This is a genomic window from Streptomyces albiaxialis, assembly GCF_039530985.1.
GTDB classification, from domain to species: Bacteria; Actinomycetota; Actinomycetes; order Streptomycetales; family Streptomycetaceae; genus Streptomyces; species Streptomyces albiaxialis.
This window is the reverse complement of record NZ_BAAAPE010000007.1, coordinates 909,324-924,746: the sequence shown is the minus strand read 5'-3', so window position 1 is coordinate 924,746 and position 15,423 is coordinate 909,324. Positions and strand designations below refer to the sequence as shown.

15 protein-coding genes are annotated in these 15,423 nt (G+C 68.1%); 9 read left to right on the top strand and 6 right to left on the bottom strand.

The features are described 5' to 3' along the window. Window position 1 precedes the first annotated feature (1 nt). From rpsG to panD, 4 genes are all read left to right on the top strand, one after another. Window positions 2-472 carry a 30S ribosomal protein S7 gene (gene rpsG / locus ABD343_RS15285; protein WP_019354980.1) on the top strand — a complete coding sequence of 157 codons (471 nt, stop codon included), beginning with the start codon at window positions 2-4 and terminating at the stop codon, window positions 470-472. A 39-nt stretch (window positions 473-511) separates the two neighbouring features. Further along, window positions 512-2,635: an elongation factor G gene (gene fusA / locus ABD343_RS15280; protein ID WP_344528179.1), complete on the top strand. Its 2,124-nt coding sequence runs from the start codon at window positions 512-514 to the stop codon at window positions 2,633-2,635. Window positions 2,636-2,858: 223 nt separating this feature from the next. Further along, window positions 2,859-4,052 (top strand): elongation factor Tu, encoded by a 1,194-nt coding sequence (gene tuf, locus ABD343_RS15275; protein WP_344528177.1) that lies wholly within the window; start codon window positions 2,859-2,861, stop codon window positions 4,050-4,052. Window positions 4,053-4,213: 161 nt separating this feature from the next. Continuing rightward, window positions 4,214-4,639 (top strand): aspartate 1-decarboxylase, encoded by a 426-nt coding sequence (gene panD, locus ABD343_RS15270; protein WP_344528175.1) that lies wholly within the window; start codon window positions 4,214-4,216, stop codon window positions 4,637-4,639. A gap of 30 nt (window positions 4,640-4,669) precedes the next feature. Here the strand turns inward: panD and ABD343_RS15265 are convergent, their stop codons facing one another. The 6 genes from ABD343_RS15265 to ABD343_RS15240 form a co-directional block, all read right to left on the bottom strand. Continuing rightward, window positions 4,670-5,491, bottom strand: a complete 822-nt coding sequence (locus ABD343_RS15265; protein ID WP_344528173.1) for an ArsR/SmtB family transcription factor — start codon at window positions 5,489-5,491, stop codon at window positions 4,670-4,672. 67 nt (window positions 5,492-5,558) lie between these two features. Further along, the gene (locus ABD343_RS15260) at window positions 5,559-5,855 is read right to left on the bottom strand and encodes a DUF6881 domain-containing protein (RefSeq protein WP_344528171.1); all 297 of its coding nucleotides are present in this window, start codon (window positions 5,853-5,855) and stop codon (window positions 5,559-5,561) included. Window positions 5,856-5,895: 40 nt separating this feature from the next. Continuing rightward, on the bottom strand, window positions 5,896-6,180 hold the full coding sequence (locus ABD343_RS15255) for a YrhB domain-containing protein (RefSeq protein ID WP_344528169.1): 285 nt from the start codon (window positions 6,178-6,180) through the stop codon (window positions 5,896-5,898). 1 nt (window position 6,181) lies between these two features. Beyond that, window positions 6,182-10,780, bottom strand: coding sequence for a putative T7SS-secreted protein (locus ABD343_RS15250; RefSeq protein WP_344528167.1), 4,599 nt, complete (start codon window positions 10,778-10,780; stop codon window positions 6,182-6,184). Further along, window positions 10,780-11,439 carry a hypothetical protein gene (locus ABD343_RS15245; protein WP_344528165.1) on the bottom strand — a complete coding sequence of 220 codons (660 nt, stop codon included), beginning with the start codon at window positions 11,437-11,439 and terminating at the stop codon, window positions 10,780-10,782. Before ABD343_RS15245 ends, ABD343_RS15250 begins: the two co-directional genes overlap by 1 nt. Continuing rightward, window positions 11,436-11,831 (bottom strand): SseB family protein, encoded by a 396-nt coding sequence (locus ABD343_RS15240; protein WP_344528163.1) that lies wholly within the window; start codon window positions 11,829-11,831, stop codon window positions 11,436-11,438. Before ABD343_RS15240 ends, ABD343_RS15245 begins: the two co-directional genes overlap by 4 nt. Window positions 11,832-12,488: 657 nt before the next feature. On the opposite strand from ABD343_RS15240, the gene rpsJ reads away from it, so the two are divergent. The 5 genes from rpsJ to rplB are packed head-to-tail and all read left to right on the top strand — an operon-like array spanning window position 12,489 to window position 15,415. Continuing rightward, window positions 12,489-12,797, top strand: coding sequence for a 30S ribosomal protein S10 (gene rpsJ / locus ABD343_RS15235; RefSeq protein ID WP_016473429.1), 309 nt, complete (start codon window positions 12,489-12,491; stop codon window positions 12,795-12,797). Between the two features lie 14 nt (window positions 12,798-12,811). Further along, on the top strand, window positions 12,812-13,456 hold the full coding sequence (rplC, locus tag ABD343_RS15230; RefSeq protein WP_344528161.1) for a 50S ribosomal protein L3: 645 nt from the start codon (window positions 12,812-12,814) through the stop codon (window positions 13,454-13,456). A gap of 6 nt (window positions 13,457-13,462) precedes the next feature. Next, the gene (gene rplD, locus ABD343_RS15225) at window positions 13,463-14,116 is read left to right on the top strand and encodes a 50S ribosomal protein L4 (RefSeq protein WP_344528159.1); all 654 of its coding nucleotides are present in this window, start codon (window positions 13,463-13,465) and stop codon (window positions 14,114-14,116) included. Next, window positions 14,116-14,538 carry a 50S ribosomal protein L23 gene (gene rplW / locus ABD343_RS15220; protein ID WP_344528157.1) on the top strand — a complete coding sequence of 141 codons (423 nt, stop codon included), beginning with the start codon at window positions 14,116-14,118 and terminating at the stop codon, window positions 14,536-14,538. The genes rplD and rplW overlap by 1 nt, the downstream gene beginning before the upstream one ends. Window positions 14,539-14,578: 40 nt before the next feature. Beyond that, a complete protein-coding gene (gene rplB / locus ABD343_RS15215; RefSeq protein ID WP_344528155.1) occupies window positions 14,579-15,415 on the top strand; it encodes a 50S ribosomal protein L2 in 837 nt (278 codons plus the stop codon). The last annotated feature ends 8 nt before the right edge of the window (window positions 15,416-15,423 follow it).

Genomic DNA, 15,423 nt, shown 5'->3' with positions numbered 1-15,423 from the left:
CATGCCTCGTAAGGGCCCCGCCCCGAAGCGCCCGGTCATCATCGACCCGGTTTACGGCTCCCCTCTGGTGACCTCCCTCATCAACAAGGTGCTGCTGAACGGCAAGCGCTCCACCGCCGAGCGCATCGTCTACGGCGCCATGGAGGGCCTGCGGGAGAAGACCGGCAACGACCCGGTCATCACCCTGAAGCGCGCCCTGGAGAACGTGAAGCCGACCCTCGAGGTCCGCTCCCGCCGTGTCGGTGGCGCCACCTACCAGGTTCCGGTCGAGGTCCGCCCCGGCCGTTCCTCCACTCTCGCGCTGCGCTGGATCGTGGGTTACTCCCGCGCCCGCCGCGAGAAGACCATGACCGAACGCCTCATGAACGAGCTGCTCGACGCCTCCAACGGCCTCGGCGCAGCCGTCAAGAAGCGTGAGGACACGCACAAGATGGCCGAGTCCAACAAGGCCTTCGCGCACTACCGCTGGTAGTCGCAGACCCCATCGAGACCGAGAGAAGACTGAAGCCTTATGGCTACCACTTCACTTGACCTGGCCAAGGTCCGCAACATCGGGATCATGGCCCACATCGACGCGGGCAAGACGACCACCACCGAGCGGATCCTCTTCTACACCGGTCGTTCCTACAAGATCGGTGAGGTCCACGACGGCGCTGCCACGATGGACTGGATGGAGCAGGAGCAGGAGCGCGGCATCACGATCACGTCCGCCGCGACGACCACTCACTGGCCGCTCAACGACGTCGACTACACGATCAACATCATCGACACCCCGGGGCACGTCGACTTCACCGTCGAGGTGGAGCGTGCCCTGCGCGTGCTCGACGGTGCTGTGACGGTGTTCGACGGTGTGGCCGGTGTCGAGCCCCAGTCCGAGACCGTGTGGCGTCAGGCCGACCGCTACGGCGTTCCGCGCATCTGCTTCGTCAACAAGCTCGACCGGACCGGCGCGGAGTTCCACCGCTGCGTCGACATGATCAGCGACCGCCTCGGCGCGATCCCGCTGGTCATGCAGCTTCCGATCGGCACCGAGGCCGACTTCCGTGGCGTCGTGGACCTGGTCCAGATGAAGGCCCTGGTCTGGTCCGCCGAGACGAAGCTGGGCGAGGCCTACGACACCGTCGACATCCCCGACACCCACGTCGAGGCTGCCGACGAGTGGCGCGGCAAGCTCCTCGAGGCCGTCGCGGAGAACGACGAGGAGATGATGGAGCTGTACCTGGAGGGCCAGGAGCCCAGCCAGGAGCAGCTCGTCGCGGCGATCCGCCGTATCACCCTCGCCTCCACCGGCGCCGAGGGCACGACCACGGTCACCCCGGTGTTCTGCGGTACCGCGTTCAAGAACAAGGGCGTCCAGCCCCTGCTCGACTCCATCGCCCGGTACCTGCCGTCGCCGCTGGACGTCGAGGGCATCGAGGGCCACTCCCCGAAGGACTCGGACGAGGTCATCGTCCGTAAGCCCTCCGAGGAGGAGCCGATGTCGGCCCTCGCGTTCAAGATCGCGAGCGACCCGCACCTCGGCAAGCTCACCTTCATCCGGGTCTACTCGGGCCGTCTGCAGACCGGCACCCAGGTGCTGAACTCTGTGAAGGGCAAGAAGGAGCGCATCGGCAAGATCTACCGGATGCACGCGAACAAGCGTGAGGAGATCGAGTCGGTGGGTGCCGGTGACATCGTCGCCGTCATGGGTCTCAAGCAGACCACCACCGGTGAGACCCTCTCCGACGCGTCGAGCCCGGTGATCCTGGAGTCGATGGAGTTCCCGGCCCCGGTCATCGAGGTCGCCATCGAGCCCAAGTCGAAGGGCGACCAGGAGAAGCTGGGCGTCGCGATCCAGCGGCTGGCCGAGGAGGACCCGTCCTTCCAGGTCAAGACCGACGAGGAGACCGGCCAGACGATCATCGCGGGTATGGGCGAGCTGCACCTCGACGTGCTGGTCGACCGTATGAAGCGCGAGTTCAAGGTCGAGGCCAACGTCGGCAAGCCGCAGGTCGCGTACCGCGAGTCGCTGCGCAAGAAGGTCGACAAGGTCGATTACACGCACAAGAAGCAGACCGGTGGTTCCGGTCAGTTCGCCAAGGTGCAGATCGCTGTCGAGCCTCTTGAGGGCGACGGATACGAGTTCGTCAACCAGGTCACCGGTGGCCGCATCCCGCGGGAGTACATCCCGTCCGTGGACGCGGGCTGCCAGGAGGCCATGGAGTTCGGCGTGCTGGCGGGGTACCCGCTGACCGGCGTCCGCGTGACGCTGCTCGACGGTGCCTTCCACGACGTCGACTCGTCCGAGATGGCCTTCAAGATCGCCGGTTCCATGGCGTTCAAGGAAGCCGCCCGGAAGGCGAGCCCGGCCCTGCTGGAGCCCATGATGAAGGTCGAGGTGACGACGCCCGAGGACTACATGGGCGACGTGATCGGCGACATCAACTCCCGCCGCGGCCAGGTGCAGTCCATGGAGGACCGCAGTGGCGCCAAGCTCGTCACCGGCCTGGTTCCGCTCTCGGAGATGTTCGGTTACGTCGGAGACCTGCGCAGCAAGACCTCCGGCCGTGCCAACTACTCCATGCAGTTCGACTCCTACGCCGAGGTTCCCAAGAGCGTCGCCGAGGAGATCATCGCGAAGGCCAAGGGCGAGTAAGGCACCCGTACTCACCCTTTAGGCTGGAGCAAAGGCATTCGGGGCACTCCGGCACAGACCGTACGACCCGTCCTACGGTCTGTTCCGGGGCCCCGGCCGCCGGCCCATCCAAGCGAACAGGTCAAGGGCATCCCCCTCGGGGTCCTGTCCTGTTCGGTACGACCACCTGAACCCCTCCGCAAAGTGTGGAGGGTGTACAGCACCAGTCCACAGGAGGACCCCAGTGGCGAAGGCGAAGTTCGAGCGGACTAAGCCGCACGTCAACATCGGCACCATCGGTCACATCGACCACGGCAAGACGACTCTTACCGCGGCGATCACCAAGGTGCTGCACGACGCGTACCCGGACCTGAACGAGGCTTCGGCCTTCGAGAACATCGACAAGGCGCCGGAAGAGCGCCAGCGCGGTATCACCATCTCCATCGCGCACGTCGAATACCAGACGGAGAACCGTCACTACGCCCACGTTGACTGCCCTGGTCACGCGGACTACATCAAGAACATGATCACCGGTGCCGCCCAGATGGACGGCGCCATCCTCGTGGTCGCCGCCACGGACGGCCCGATGCCGCAGACCAAGGAGCACGTGCTCCTGGCCCGCCAGGTCGGCGTTCCGTACATCGTCGTCGCCCTGAACAAGGCCGACATGGTGGACGACGAGGAGATCATGGAGCTCGTCGAGCTCGAGGTCCGTGAGCTTCTCTCGGAGTACGAGTTCCCGGGCGACGAGGTTCCGGTCGTCAAGGTCTCCGCGCTCAAGGCCCTCGAGGGCGACGAGGAGTGGGGCAAGTCCGTCGTCGAGCTGATGAAGGCCGTCGACGAGGCGATCCCGGCTCCGGAGCGCGACACCGACAAGCCGTTCCTCATGCCGATCGAGGACGTCTTCACCATCACCGGTCGCGGTACGGTCGTCACCGGCCGTATCGAGCGCGGTGTGCTGAAGGTCAACGAGACCGTCGACATCATCGGCATCAAGGAAGACAAGACCACGACCACGGTTACGGGCATCGAGATGTTCCGTAAGCTGCTGGACGAGGGTCAGGCCGGTGAGAACGTCGGTCTGCTGCTCCGCGGCATCAAGCGCGAGGACGTCGAGCGCGGCCAGGTCATCATCAAGCCGGGCTCTGTCACCCCGCACACCGAGTTCGAGGCGCAGGCGTACATCCTGTCGAAGGACGAGGGTGGCCGTCACACCCCGTTCTTCAACAACTACCGCCCGCAGTTCTACTTCCGCACCACGGACGTGACCGGCGTCGTGACCCTCCCCGAGGGCACCGAGATGGTCATGCCGGGCGACAACACCGAGATGAGCGTCCAGCTCATCCAGCCGGTCGCCATGGAGGAGGGCCTCAAGTTCGCCATCCGTGAGGGTGGCCGGACCGTGGGCGCCGGCCAGGTCACCAAGATCCTCAAGTGACCTGACGCGCGCACGCTCACGCGGAACGCGCTGAGAGGGCCCGTACGGCTTCGTGCCGTACGGGCCCTCTTGCGTGCGCGAACGGTCGTACGATGGGCGGTGTCGGCGCGCACCCCGGTCTTGAGGAGGGGGCGCGACCTTTCACCCTTCGGGAGTTCATTGTGCTGCGCACCATGTTCAAGTCCAAGATCCACCGTGCCACCGTCACCCAGGCCGACCTCCACTACGTGGGCTCGGTGACGATCGACGCCGACCTGATGGACGCGGCGGACCTGCTGCCGGGCGAGCTGGTCCACATCGTCGACGTCACGAACGGGGCCCGCCTGGAGACGTACGTGATCGAGGGCGAACGCGGAAGCGGCGTCCTCGGCATCAACGGCGCCGCGGCCCACCTGGTCCACCCCGGAGACCTGGTGATCCTGATCGCCTACGCCCAGGTGACGGACGAGGAGGCGCGAGCGCTGGTGCCGCGTGTCGTCCACGTGGACGCGGGGAACCGGGTGGTGGCCGTCGGCGGCGACGCGGGGGAGCCGGTGCCGGGCTCCGGGGACATGGAGAGGTCGCCTCAGGGGGTTGCGGCGAGGTAGAGCCGCACTCGTTCTCGTGGCCGAGGACGATCAGGCGTGCATGTCCCACGGAGCCTGCGGGAGGACGTCGCCGGTCTCCAGGAGGGACTTGAGGTTGGCGAGGACCGCGGGCCAGCCCTGGGAGATGTCGCCGCGGAACTCTTCGTTCGGGATCTTCTCGTGGGTGACGGTCAGCCGGACGATCTCCTGGTGCGGCTCGACGAGGAACGTCACGACGGACGGGTCCGGGGAGGCGTCGACGGCGTCGTCGAACGTGATGACGAGGCGGGTCGGCGGCTCGGCCACCAGGACCCGTCCCGCGACGTCGACGGCCTCCGAGCCGTCGATGCGGCGGTGCTCCCAGGGGGAGCCGGGCTGCCAGTCGGAGACGTTCGCGTGCCCCCAGAAGCGGGCGGTCAGGTCGGCGTCCGTGAGGGCCTTCCAGACCTGCTCGGGGGTCGCGTGGATATAGGTGACGTAGACGTAGTCCGGGACGGTCGAGGCGCCGGTTGAGGCGTCGGTGGTCATGGCGTACTCCTCTGCCTGGTGCTTGATGGCGCTGAGCGCGCGGAGGCGGGGCCTGTCGAAGCTCGAGATCCAGCGCTGCTCGATCTCGTGGATGGGCGTGGGGTTGAGGTAGTGCAGCCGTTCCCTGCCGCGGCGGGTGACGGTGACGAGGTTGGCGCGTACGAGGACGTCGAGGTGCTGCGTCGCCGACTGTCGCGCCATGTCGAGCTGCTCGCACAGGTCGCGGAGCGTCTGGCCGTTGTGCGTGCGCAGACGGTCGAGGAGGAGGCGTCGGGTGGGGTCGGCCAGCGCTTTGAAGACCGAGTCGACGTCCAGCTCCACGTGCGTGTCCCTTGAGTCGCTCACACCTCGATTATGCAGGTGTTTGCCTGCCTATTGTCAATCGCGGTGGCGTTCATGCAGGTCAGAGGAGCTACGGACGGGCCTGTCGGTCTGTGGCGCGGTGCCATACGGCCTCGAACTCGGCGCGAGGGATGTGGGACGCGGTGAACTCGGCCTGGGCCTGGATGTCCTCGATCCGGCCCATGGGGATCACGGCGAGCCCGGTGCGCCCGTGCTCGTGTTCTCCGTCGGCCCAGGAGAGCATGCCGTCGCGGAACTCCTCCACCTTGCGGACCTCGTATCCGTCCTCGCCGATCTCGCTGCAGATGGCCACGGGCTCGTCGGCGAAGTCGTGGTGCCAGGTGACTTTCCAGTGCCAGGTGGTCACTTTGTTTCGGTCATGTAGGCCACTTCTTGAAGTCTCGGCACTACTTGAGGAAACCCTCGTCCATGTATTTTAGGGTTTCATCGAGGGAGAGTATGCGGCAGTCGCCAGTTCGCAGATTGACTTCGATGGGATTGTTGCCGGCGAGACGGTCCAGCTCGTCTCCATGGTCAAGGTATGCGATCGTGTTGTAGCACACGAGGAGTGAATCTTTGTCGGTGAAGGCGCCCTCGCTCTCGATTCGAATCTCGCCCTCCTTGTTCCATTCCTTGCTCTTCTCCCTGAGGAAATCATTTGCGCGGAATAGTGCCTCCTGCTTGTTCAGCATGTCAGTCTCTCCTCATCAGCCAGTAGTTTTCCCATCGTGTGAGATGGTGTGCCATCCCTACCTGTCCGTCAAGGAAGACTACGTTGCCTCGGTCATTCATCACGTTGAAGTAGTGCCCTACGCCCGTCCTCGGCCATGCGCCGACGATTCCTCGTGCGCCGTCCCCGGCTCTCTCCATGTTCTCGACCAGTCCAGACAGCCCGTTTTGCCTCTGGAATGTTCCGCCGAGTGAGTTCTGCATTTCGCGCATCGTCATCGGTCTGTCCGCTCCCGGGGCTGAGGCGGGTGAACCTTGGAGAGTCGAGTCAACTGACGCCGACACCGGGCCGCAGTTACTCCTGCCACCCTGAGGGTTCACCAGGTTCTGCAACTCTGGCGTGTGCGGGGTGTAGTAGTCGTGCCCTCTGAGGGTTGTTCCTCCTTCTGGGCCCCACCATGATCTGCCTGCGGGTGCGTCATTTCCCTCCGGGGGGCATGGTGCAAGTCCCAGCGTGTCAGCCCATGTGCAGGGATTCTTGATGTATGAGGTCGCATTCGCTGCTGGGCTCAGTCCAAGAGGATCAGGGGACGCGTATCGTGCCGTCTCCGAGTCGTAGTACCGGTGGAAGTTGTAGTGCAGCCCCGTCTCCGGGTCGTGGTACTGGCCCGGGAAGCGGAGGGGGGTGTAGGTCGTGGAGGTGGTGGGCCAGGTTGTGGTGCCCCAGAGGGTGGTTCGGGCGCTCCAGGCCGTGGCGCCTGATTCGTCGACCAATTCTGTCGGGGTTCCGACCAGGTCGGTGACTATCGCGTAGAAGCGGGAGTCGATTTCCTTCTGCGAGGTCTCCGTGGTCAGGCGTTCCGTCTGGGTCACGGGGGCGAAGCCCTTGTGGTCCCAGGTGAGGGTCACGGGGTGGGGGAGAGGCCCGGCTGTTGTGGTCTGCTCGACCAGTCTGGGGCCGTCCCAGGTGAAGTCGACCCGTTCGTCGTCCGAGCGCTTCGCTATGCGGCGGCCCAGGGGGTCGTACGCGTAGTGCCACTCTTTGCCGTCCGGGGCCACCACCCGGCGCAGGCGGTCCTCGGCGTTCCACTCGTAGCGCCATGTCGCCGGCTTCTTCGAGAGCCGTCTCTTCTGGCGGAGCACCACGCGGCCCGACTCGTCGTGTTCGTAGCGGACCGTGCCGGCCGTCTGGACCCGTGTGCCCTCGTACGTGCGTGCGCCCCGCGCCTCCGGGGACGCGTGCTCGTCCGGCCAGTGCGCCTCCGTCTGGTTGCCCGCCTCGTCGTACGCGTACCGCTCCGTCCAGCCGCGGGCGTGGACCGCGGTGACGCGGCCGACGGCGTTCAGGTCGTACGTCGTGCGGCCCGTCAAGGAGTCGTCGACCGTCTGCAGGTAGCCGTCCTCGCGGTAGGTGTAGGTCCGCTCGCGGAGTGGGCCCTCGGCGTCCAGGGACTGGGCCGTCAGTCTGCCCGCCGGGTCCCAGATGTGGGTGAGGGACAGATCGCCCTCGCCGATCGTGCGGTGCGATTCCCGGCCCGCGTCGTCGTACGCGAAGTCGAGCGTCCGGCCGTTCGTCGTCAGGCTCGTGCGGTTGCCCGCCGCGTCGTACGCGTACGTCGTCACCACACCCGTCGGCGTCACGCGACGCGTCTCGCGGCCCAGGGCGTCGTACGTGTGGGTGAGGGCTCGACCGTTCAGCAGTTCTGTTTTTACCCGGCCCAGCTTGTCCCGCTGGTAGTGGAGCCTCGCGTCCGGGCTGTGCGCCTCCAGGAGGCGGCCCGCGGCGTCGTAGGCGTAGGTCGTCTCTTCGCCCGCCACCGACTTGCGCGTCGTACGGCCCAGTACGTCGCGCTCATAGGTGATCTCCTCGCCTCGCGGGGTGAGCCGGGACACCAGTTCGCCCGCGGCGTTCACCGTGTAGCGCTGTGCGCGGCCGTCGAAGTCCGCCTCCTCCACCAGGCGGCCCGCCGGGTCGTAGGCGTAGGACCAGGTCAGACCTTGCGGGTTACGGACCTCCGTCAGCCGCAGCTCCGCGTCGTACGCGAACTCGTAGCGGACGCCGTCCGGGCCGGTGCGGGCCTCCAGGACGTCGAAGTGGCCGTACTCGTAGCGCGTCTCGCCGCCCGCCGCGTCGACGTGGCGGGTGCAGTTGCCCTCGCCGTCCCATTCCCAGCGTTCCGTGGCACCGTTCGGGTCCGTACGGCGGGACAGTTTGCCCTCGACCGTCCATTCCAGAGCCATACGTGCGCCCAGGGGATCCACGACAGTCACTGGGCGGCCGAAGGCGTCCCGTTCGTAGCGCGTCGTCGCGCCCAGGGGGTCCGTCACCTCCACCGGGAGGCCCGCCCTGTCGCACCGTACGCGCGTGACCCCGCCCAGAGCGTCCGTCACCGTCGCCAGGTGGCCCCGCCCGTCGTAGCCGTAGCGCGTCGTGTGGCCCGCCGGATCGGTGACCGCCGTGCGGTTGCCGTGCTCGTCCCACTCTTCGCGCCAGACCGTGCCGTCCGGGGCCGTCGTCGCGACGGGGTGTCCCCTCTCGTCGCGGACGAACGACATGGCCGTGCCGTCCGGGCGCACGACCGTCGAGAGACGGCCCGACTCGTCGTACTCGTAGCGCGTCGTACGGCCCAGGGCGTCCGTATGGGAGAGGGGACGGTTCCAGCGGTCCCTTTCCGTCGCGGTGCGGTGTCCCAGCGCGTCGATATCGCCGACCATCCGGCCGCGGTCGTCGAAAAGGGTGCGGGTCGACTCGCCCGCCGCGCTCGTGAGGGTCGTGACCCGGTGGCCCGTCGCCTCGTCCACGCCGTCGTAGTCGATACGGACCTGCATATGGCCCGCGGTGCCGCCCTCGGCGATGACGCGGTCGAGGTTGTCGTACACGTAGTCGTAGCGGCGGCCGTTGGTGTCGGTCCAGGCGATCACCCGGCGCTCTTCGTCGTACTCGAAGCACAGGGGTACGCCCGAGGAGTTGGTGACCTCCGTCAGGTTGCCCGCGTCGTCGTAGCCGTAGCGGAGGACCTCTCGCGAGCCCAGGGACAGGGCCCTTACGCGGCCGTCCTCGGCCGTCAGCCGGACCTCGTAGCCGCCGCTGTGGACCAGGCGGACCGGGGCGCCCGTCGCGGGGTCGTACTCGAAGGTGACGCTGTGGCCGTTCCGGTCGGTGATCTGCTCCAGCCGAGCGGTGCCGTCCTCGCCCGACGGGGGCGGCGCGAAGTGCCGCACCCAGCCCGTCTCCGGGTCCGTCAGCGTGTAGCCGCCGTCCACCTCACGGTTCAGCGGCATCCTCGCCGAGCCCGCCGTCGGGTACGTCGGCAGGCCCGGGGCCGGGTGTGGGAAGGCCAGGAGGCGGCCGTCCTCCGCCACGTACACGACGCCCTCGGCGTCGACCTCCAGCCGCTGGTCCACCGTCGAGGACCAGGACGGGCCGAACCAGCGGCCCAGCCGGTAGCCGGACTCCACCCGGCGGGTGAAGGAGAACGGCATCGCGCCGGGCAGCGTCAGGTCCGTCTGCGGGAGGTACATACGGCCCGTGGACAGGTCCACCGGGTCCGTCCCTCCGGACGGGGTCTCCTTGCCCTGCTTGGCCGCGTCGTCCGGGCCCTTCTTCTCCAGGTCGGCGCGGGGACGCGGTACGTCGTCGGCCAGGCGTGCTCCTCGGCCCGCCTTCGCGGCCTTGAGCGCGGTGCCGACGCCTTTGGTACCGATCAGTTCCGGAATGACCCGGCCGAGGCCCTCGGCGCCGTCCTTCTGGAAGCCGTCCCACAACTGTTTGCCCGTGCCGACAGGGTCGTTGACCATACGGACGATGCCCATGTTGGTGGAGGCCAGGTTCGTGGCGTACTCGGCGGGGTGCGTGAGGTTGTAGGGGTCCACGGGGTTCACGGACCGCACGAAGCCGTACATGCCCGCCACGCCCTTGACCGCGCCTCCGGCGACATGGGTCGCGTCCAGCTTGATGCCGGCCAGGCCGTCCTTGGCGCGCTCGGCGTAGGAGGGTTTGGGCGGGGCCGCCTCCGCCGCGGCCCTGACGGCCTTCTGCGCGCGGGCGGCGGCCGTGTTGCGCTGGGTGCGCGCTTCCTGGAGCTGCTCCTCGGCCTCGTCCTTCTTGTCGTCCTTGTACTTGGCTATCGCCTCACGGGCCTGCCCCTGTGCCCACTCGACGGTGCCCGCGAAGTCGTCCAGGGCCCCGGCGGCCTTCTCGCAGGCGTCGGCGGCCTTGGTCCACTTCGCGGGCTCCAGGCCGACCTTGTCCCAGAACGCGTCCGCCGCCCGGCCCTTGAGCTGTCCCTTGCCGACGCGCTTGAGACCGGCCGCGACGTTGTTGAACGCCCCCTGGAAATCGGTCAGATGACGGGCGGTGGCGCGCAGCTTGCCGGGGCTGCCGTAGACCAGCCTGTTGGGCTCGTCGGACTCGTCGAGCTGGAGTTCGGCGACGTCCGCGCCCAGCCGGTTGGCGACCGAACGGGACTTGTCCCGCACGAAGTCGGCGCCGCCCTGCCAACCGACGTCGTCGAGCCGGTCGGCGCCCCAGTTGCCCATCCCCTCGACGCCGTCACCGACGGCCTCCTTGGCGTCCTCGAACTTGTCCTTGACTCCGTCCGGAACCAGATCGCCCCAGCCCATCAGCGCCCGCCCCCCTCGGCTCCCTCCGCCTTCGCGCGCTCCTCCGCCGACGGGCCGAAGAACCGGTCGCGCTGCGCCTCGGCCTCCTCGTCGCTGGTCCCCGTGACCTCCTGGGCCAGGTCGGCGCGCATCCCGCCCATGCCGTCCTCGGTCAGGGAACGGGCGGTGTCCTTGCCCTCCTGGACGATGTCGTCCTTGGCCTGCCGGAAGGAGTCCGCGGAGTAGTCCGGCGCGTCCGGGGTGAGGATGTCGCCGTAGCTCTGCTTGACGACTTGCTCCTCGCTCGCGTGCGGATTGCCGGTGAACAGGACCGAGTTGGCCGCGATCTTGAGCGTTCCCGACCGGTACTGGTCCTCCTCGTACTCCAGCCCCGCCGACAGGCCCAGCCGCTCCGCCAGCCCGTTGGCGTTCTGGACCAGGGCGCGCACGCCCCACTCCCACTTCTCGCAGAAGTCCTCGAAGTCCCGGGCCAGGCCCGCGTGCCCGGCCTCCATCTGCGTCAGCGACAACTCCTCGAAGCCGGCGCCCTGCAACGAGTCCGTCGCCGAACTGCCCGACTCCTTCAGCTCGCCGATGGCGCCCTTGAGCCCCTTCTCGACCAGACCGAGCGACTCCTTGTCCCACTCGACCCCGTCGACGTCCTTGCCCCCGCCGCTCACCCCTCGTCCCCCTCCTCCGTGACCGCCACGGCGTCCGGGACGATGCCGGGCACCGGCGGGAAGAGCATCGAGCCGTCCTCGTCCGCGACGTTCACGGCCACGCCCGTGGGGCCGTCCTGCGCGGGGACGACGGCGTCGAGGAGACGGGCGCCGAGCACGGCCGCGTACGGCCAGGACGCGTCCGGAGGGCTCCGCCGCGCGTGCGCGTACCGCGCCAGCGCCTCCTCGTCCGTGAACGCGAGGATCCACCGCACCCCGCCGTACGGCGCCGTCACGATCCCGTCCTCGCCCGACGTGAGCACGAGCACGGCCGTCCGCCGCAGCTCCCCCACCAGCGCCCCCGGGTTCCCCTCGCCCGCGCGCAGCGCCGCTATCTCGTCCGGGAGTCCCATCCCGCCCCCTCAGCATCGGCGGCCCCACGGATGAAGCCGCCACGTTATCAAACGCGCATCCGGATGATCACTCGGAGTTACGAACCCTGCCCCGGCCCGCCGTGGCCGCGGGCGAGGCGGGCCGATCGCGTGGACGCCGGCGGACGCGGCGCCGTCGGAACCGCGCTGGTACCGTCGCTCCCGGATTCTCCGGGGCGGGCTCCTCGCGGCCGTACGGCGGGGCGTACGAACCTTACTCGCCGGTAGTGATCGGTCCCGGGTCGGTCGCCGCAGGCAGGGCCCCGGTGTGATAGAGGCCCGATTGGCGATGGCCTTTCCCCTTGTGGCACACTGTCCAGGTTGCTCGGTTGAGTGCCGATGCCGCGCGCCTCCCGCCGGGAGGACCGGAAGCGAGTCCCAGGTATTCGTCGCCCCTTATCAGGGGTGGAAGTACGGGAATCTTCCGGGAAGCGTGGGAGGGGCTTCCAGCCAGGCACCCGGTGGGTCCTCTGCCCCCGAATCCTTCCGTCCGACGGAGATGCGTCCCAGGTGACGCACGTCCGCGGTGAAGTACGGGAAGGGTCGCGACACGCCCGACCGCGTGGGTCGGAAGTGGAGCGAGGGGACGGAAACCCGCGGGTTCCAGAGCGTTACGAGAGACAGGACTACGAAGTAGCCATGGCGGGACAGAAGATCCGCATCCGGCTCAAGGCCTACGACCACGAGGTCATCGACAACTCGGCGAAGAAGATCGTCGAGACGGTGACCCGCACTGGCGCGTCGGTCGCTGGCCCGGTGCCGCTGCCCACTGAGAAGAACGTGTACTGCGTCATCAAGTCGCCGCACAAGTACAAGGACTCGCGCGAGCACTTCGAGATGCGCACCCACAAGCGTCTGATCGACATCCTCGACCCGACCCCCAAGACCGTTGACTCGCTGATGCGCCTGGACCTCCCGGCCGGCGTCGACATCGAGATCAAGCTCTGAGGGGTGTCGTAGAGATGGCTAAGCAGATCAAGGGCGTCCTGGGCGAGAAGCTCGGCATGACCCAGGTCTGGGACGACAACAACCGCGTTGTCCCCGTGACCGTCGTCAAGGCCGGGCCGAATGTCGTGACCCAGGTCCGCACCGCAGACAAGGACGGCTACGAGGCCGTTCAGATCGCCTTCGGCGAGATCGACCCGCGCAAGGTGAACAAGCCCCTCAAGGGCCACTTCGCCAAGGCCGACGTCACCCCGCGCCGCCACCTGGTGGAACTGCGCACCTCCGGCGCCAGCGAGTACACGCTGGGCCAGGAGATCAGTGCCGACACCTTCGAGGCCGGCATCAAGGTCGACGTGACCGGCAAGTCCAAGGGCAAGGGCTTCGCGGGCGGCATGAAGCGCCACGGCTTCCACGGCGGCAAGGCTTCCCACGGTGCGCACCGCGTGCACCGCAAGCCGGGCGCCATCGGTGGCTGCGCCACCCCGGGCCGGGTCTTCAAGGGCACCCGCATGGCCGGCCGTATGGGCAACGAGCGGGTCACCACCCAGAACCTGACCGTCCACGCCGTTGACGCGGAGAAGGGCCTGCTGCTCATCAAGGGCGCAGTTCCTGGTCCGAACGGCGGCCTCGTCCTGGTCCGTACCGCGGCCAAGGGGGCCTGAAGGTAAATGAGCACCGTTGACATCCTTTCGCCCGCTGGCGAGAAGACCGGGTCCGTCGAGCTCCCCTCGGAGATCTTCGACGTGCAGGTCAGCGTTCCGCTGATCCACCAGGTCGTCGTCGCACAGCAGGCCGCGGCCCGTCAGGGCACGCACAAGACGAAGACTCGCGGCGAGGTCCGCGGCGGCGGCAAGAAGCCGTACCGCCAGAAGGGCACCGGCCGTGCCCGTCAGGGCTCGACCCGCGCCCCGCAGTTCGCGGGCGGTGGCGTCGTGCACGGTCCCGTGCCGCGTGACTACTCGCAGCGGACCCCGAAGAAGATGAAGGCCGCCGCCCTGCGCGGTGCCCTCTCCGACCGGGCCCGTCACAGCCGCGTCCACGTCGTCTCCGGCGTGGTCGAGGGCGAGGTCTCCACCAAGGCCGCGAAGACCCTGTTCGGCAAGATCAGCGAGCGCAAGAACGTGCTGCTGGTCGTCGAGCGCGCCGACGAGGCCGCCTGGCTCTCCGCGCGCAACCTGCCCCAGGTGCACATCCTGGAGCCGGGCCAGCTCAACACGTACGACGTACTCGTCTCGGACGACGTGGTCTTCACCCAGGCCGCCCTGGAGTCCTTCGTGTCTGGCCCCCAGAAGGCCGCTGAGACCGAAGGGAGCGAGGCCTGATGGCTACGCGTCACCCGAGCATTGCCTCCAAGGCAGCGAAGGCAGCGAAGGCCGCTCGCGTCGCCAAGGCCGCCCGCCGCGCCGCGGACGGTCCGGGCCCGATCGCGCCCGCCGAGCCGAGCAAGACCTTCACCGACCCGCGCGACCTGCTGATCAAGCCGGTCGTCTCGGAGAAGAGCTACGCGCTGCTGGACGAGAACAAGTACACGTTCATCGTCGACCCGCGTGCCAACAAGACCCAGATCAAGCAGGCCGTCGAAGAGGTCTTCTCGGTCAAGGTCACCGGGGTCAACACGCTCAACCGGCAGGGCAAGCGCAAGCGCACCCGCACCGGTTACGGCAAGCGCGCCGACAACAAGCGCGCCATCGTGACCCTCGCCGAGGGCGACCGTATCGACATCTTCGGCGGTCCGACCTCCTGACGGAGGTCCGGATCGTCCGGAATCGGACGAGGACTGAGAAATGGGTATCCGCAAGTACAAGCCGACGACCCCGGGCCGTCGTGGCTCCAGCGTCGCCGACTTCGTCGAGGTCACGCGGTCCACGCCGGAGAAGTCGCTGGTCCGCCCGCTGCACAGCAAGGGCGGCCGTAACAACGCCGGTCGTGTGACCGTCCGCCACCAGGGCGGTGGCCACAAGCGCGCCTACCGTGTCATCGACTTCCGTCGCCATGACAAGGACGGCGTGCCCGCCAAGGTCGCGCACATCGAGTACGACCCGAACCGCACCGCGCGCATCGCGCTCCTGCACTACGCCGACGGCGAGAAGCGCTACATCCTCGCGCCGCGCGGCATCGAGCAGGGCCACCGGATCGAGAACGGCCAGGGCGCCGACATCAAGCCGGGCAACAACCTGCCGCTGCGCTACATCCCGGTCGGTACGACGATCCACGCGGTGGAGCTGAAGCCGGGCGGCGGCGCCAAGTTCGGCCGCTCCGCCGGCACCTCCATCCAGTTGCTGGCGAAGGAGGGCCGCATGGCCCACCTCCGCATGCCCTCGGGTGAGATCCGCCTGGTCGACGTCCGCTGCCGCGCCACTGTGGGCGAGGTCGGCAACGCCGAGCAGTCGAACATCAACTGGGGCAAGGCCGGCCGCATGCGCTGGAAGGGCGTCCGCCCGACCGTCCGCGGTGTGGTCATGAACCCGATCGACCACCCGCACGGTGGTGGTGAGGGTCGTACCTCCGGTGGCCGCCACCCGGTTTCGCCGTGGGGTCAGAAGGAGGGCCGTACGCGCTCGCCGAAGAAGGCCAGCAACAAGTACATCGTCCGCCGCCGCAAGACGAACAAGAAGCGCTAGGAGCGGGT

Coding starts and splice junctions, on each gene's coding strand:
- rpsG (WP_019354980.1), top strand. CDS start 2: ATGCCTCGTAAGGGCCCCGCCCCGAAGCGCCCGGTCATCATCGACCCG.
- fusA (WP_344528179.1), top strand. CDS start 512: ATGGCTACCACTTCACTTGACCTGGCCAAGGTCCGCAACATCGGGATC.
- ABD343_RS15255 (WP_344528169.1), bottom strand. CDS start 6,180: ATGCTGAACAAGCAGGAGGCACTATTCCGCGCAAATGATTTCCTCAGG.
- ABD343_RS15250 (WP_344528167.1), bottom strand. CDS start 10,780: ATGGGCTGGGGCGATCTGGTTCCGGACGGAGTCAAGGACAAGTTCGAG.
- ABD343_RS15240 (WP_344528163.1), bottom strand. CDS start 11,831: ATGGGACTCCCGGACGAGATAGCGGCGCTGCGCGCGGGCGAGGGGAAC.
- rpsJ (WP_016473429.1), top strand. CDS start 12,489: ATGGCGGGACAGAAGATCCGCATCCGGCTCAAGGCCTACGACCACGAG.
- rplC (WP_344528161.1), top strand. CDS start 12,812: ATGGCTAAGCAGATCAAGGGCGTCCTGGGCGAGAAGCTCGGCATGACC.
- rplD (WP_344528159.1), top strand. CDS start 13,463: ATGAGCACCGTTGACATCCTTTCGCCCGCTGGCGAGAAGACCGGGTCC.
- rplW (WP_344528157.1), top strand. CDS start 14,116: ATGGCTACGCGTCACCCGAGCATTGCCTCCAAGGCAGCGAAGGCAGCG.
- rplB (WP_344528155.1), top strand. CDS start 14,579: ATGGGTATCCGCAAGTACAAGCCGACGACCCCGGGCCGTCGTGGCTCC.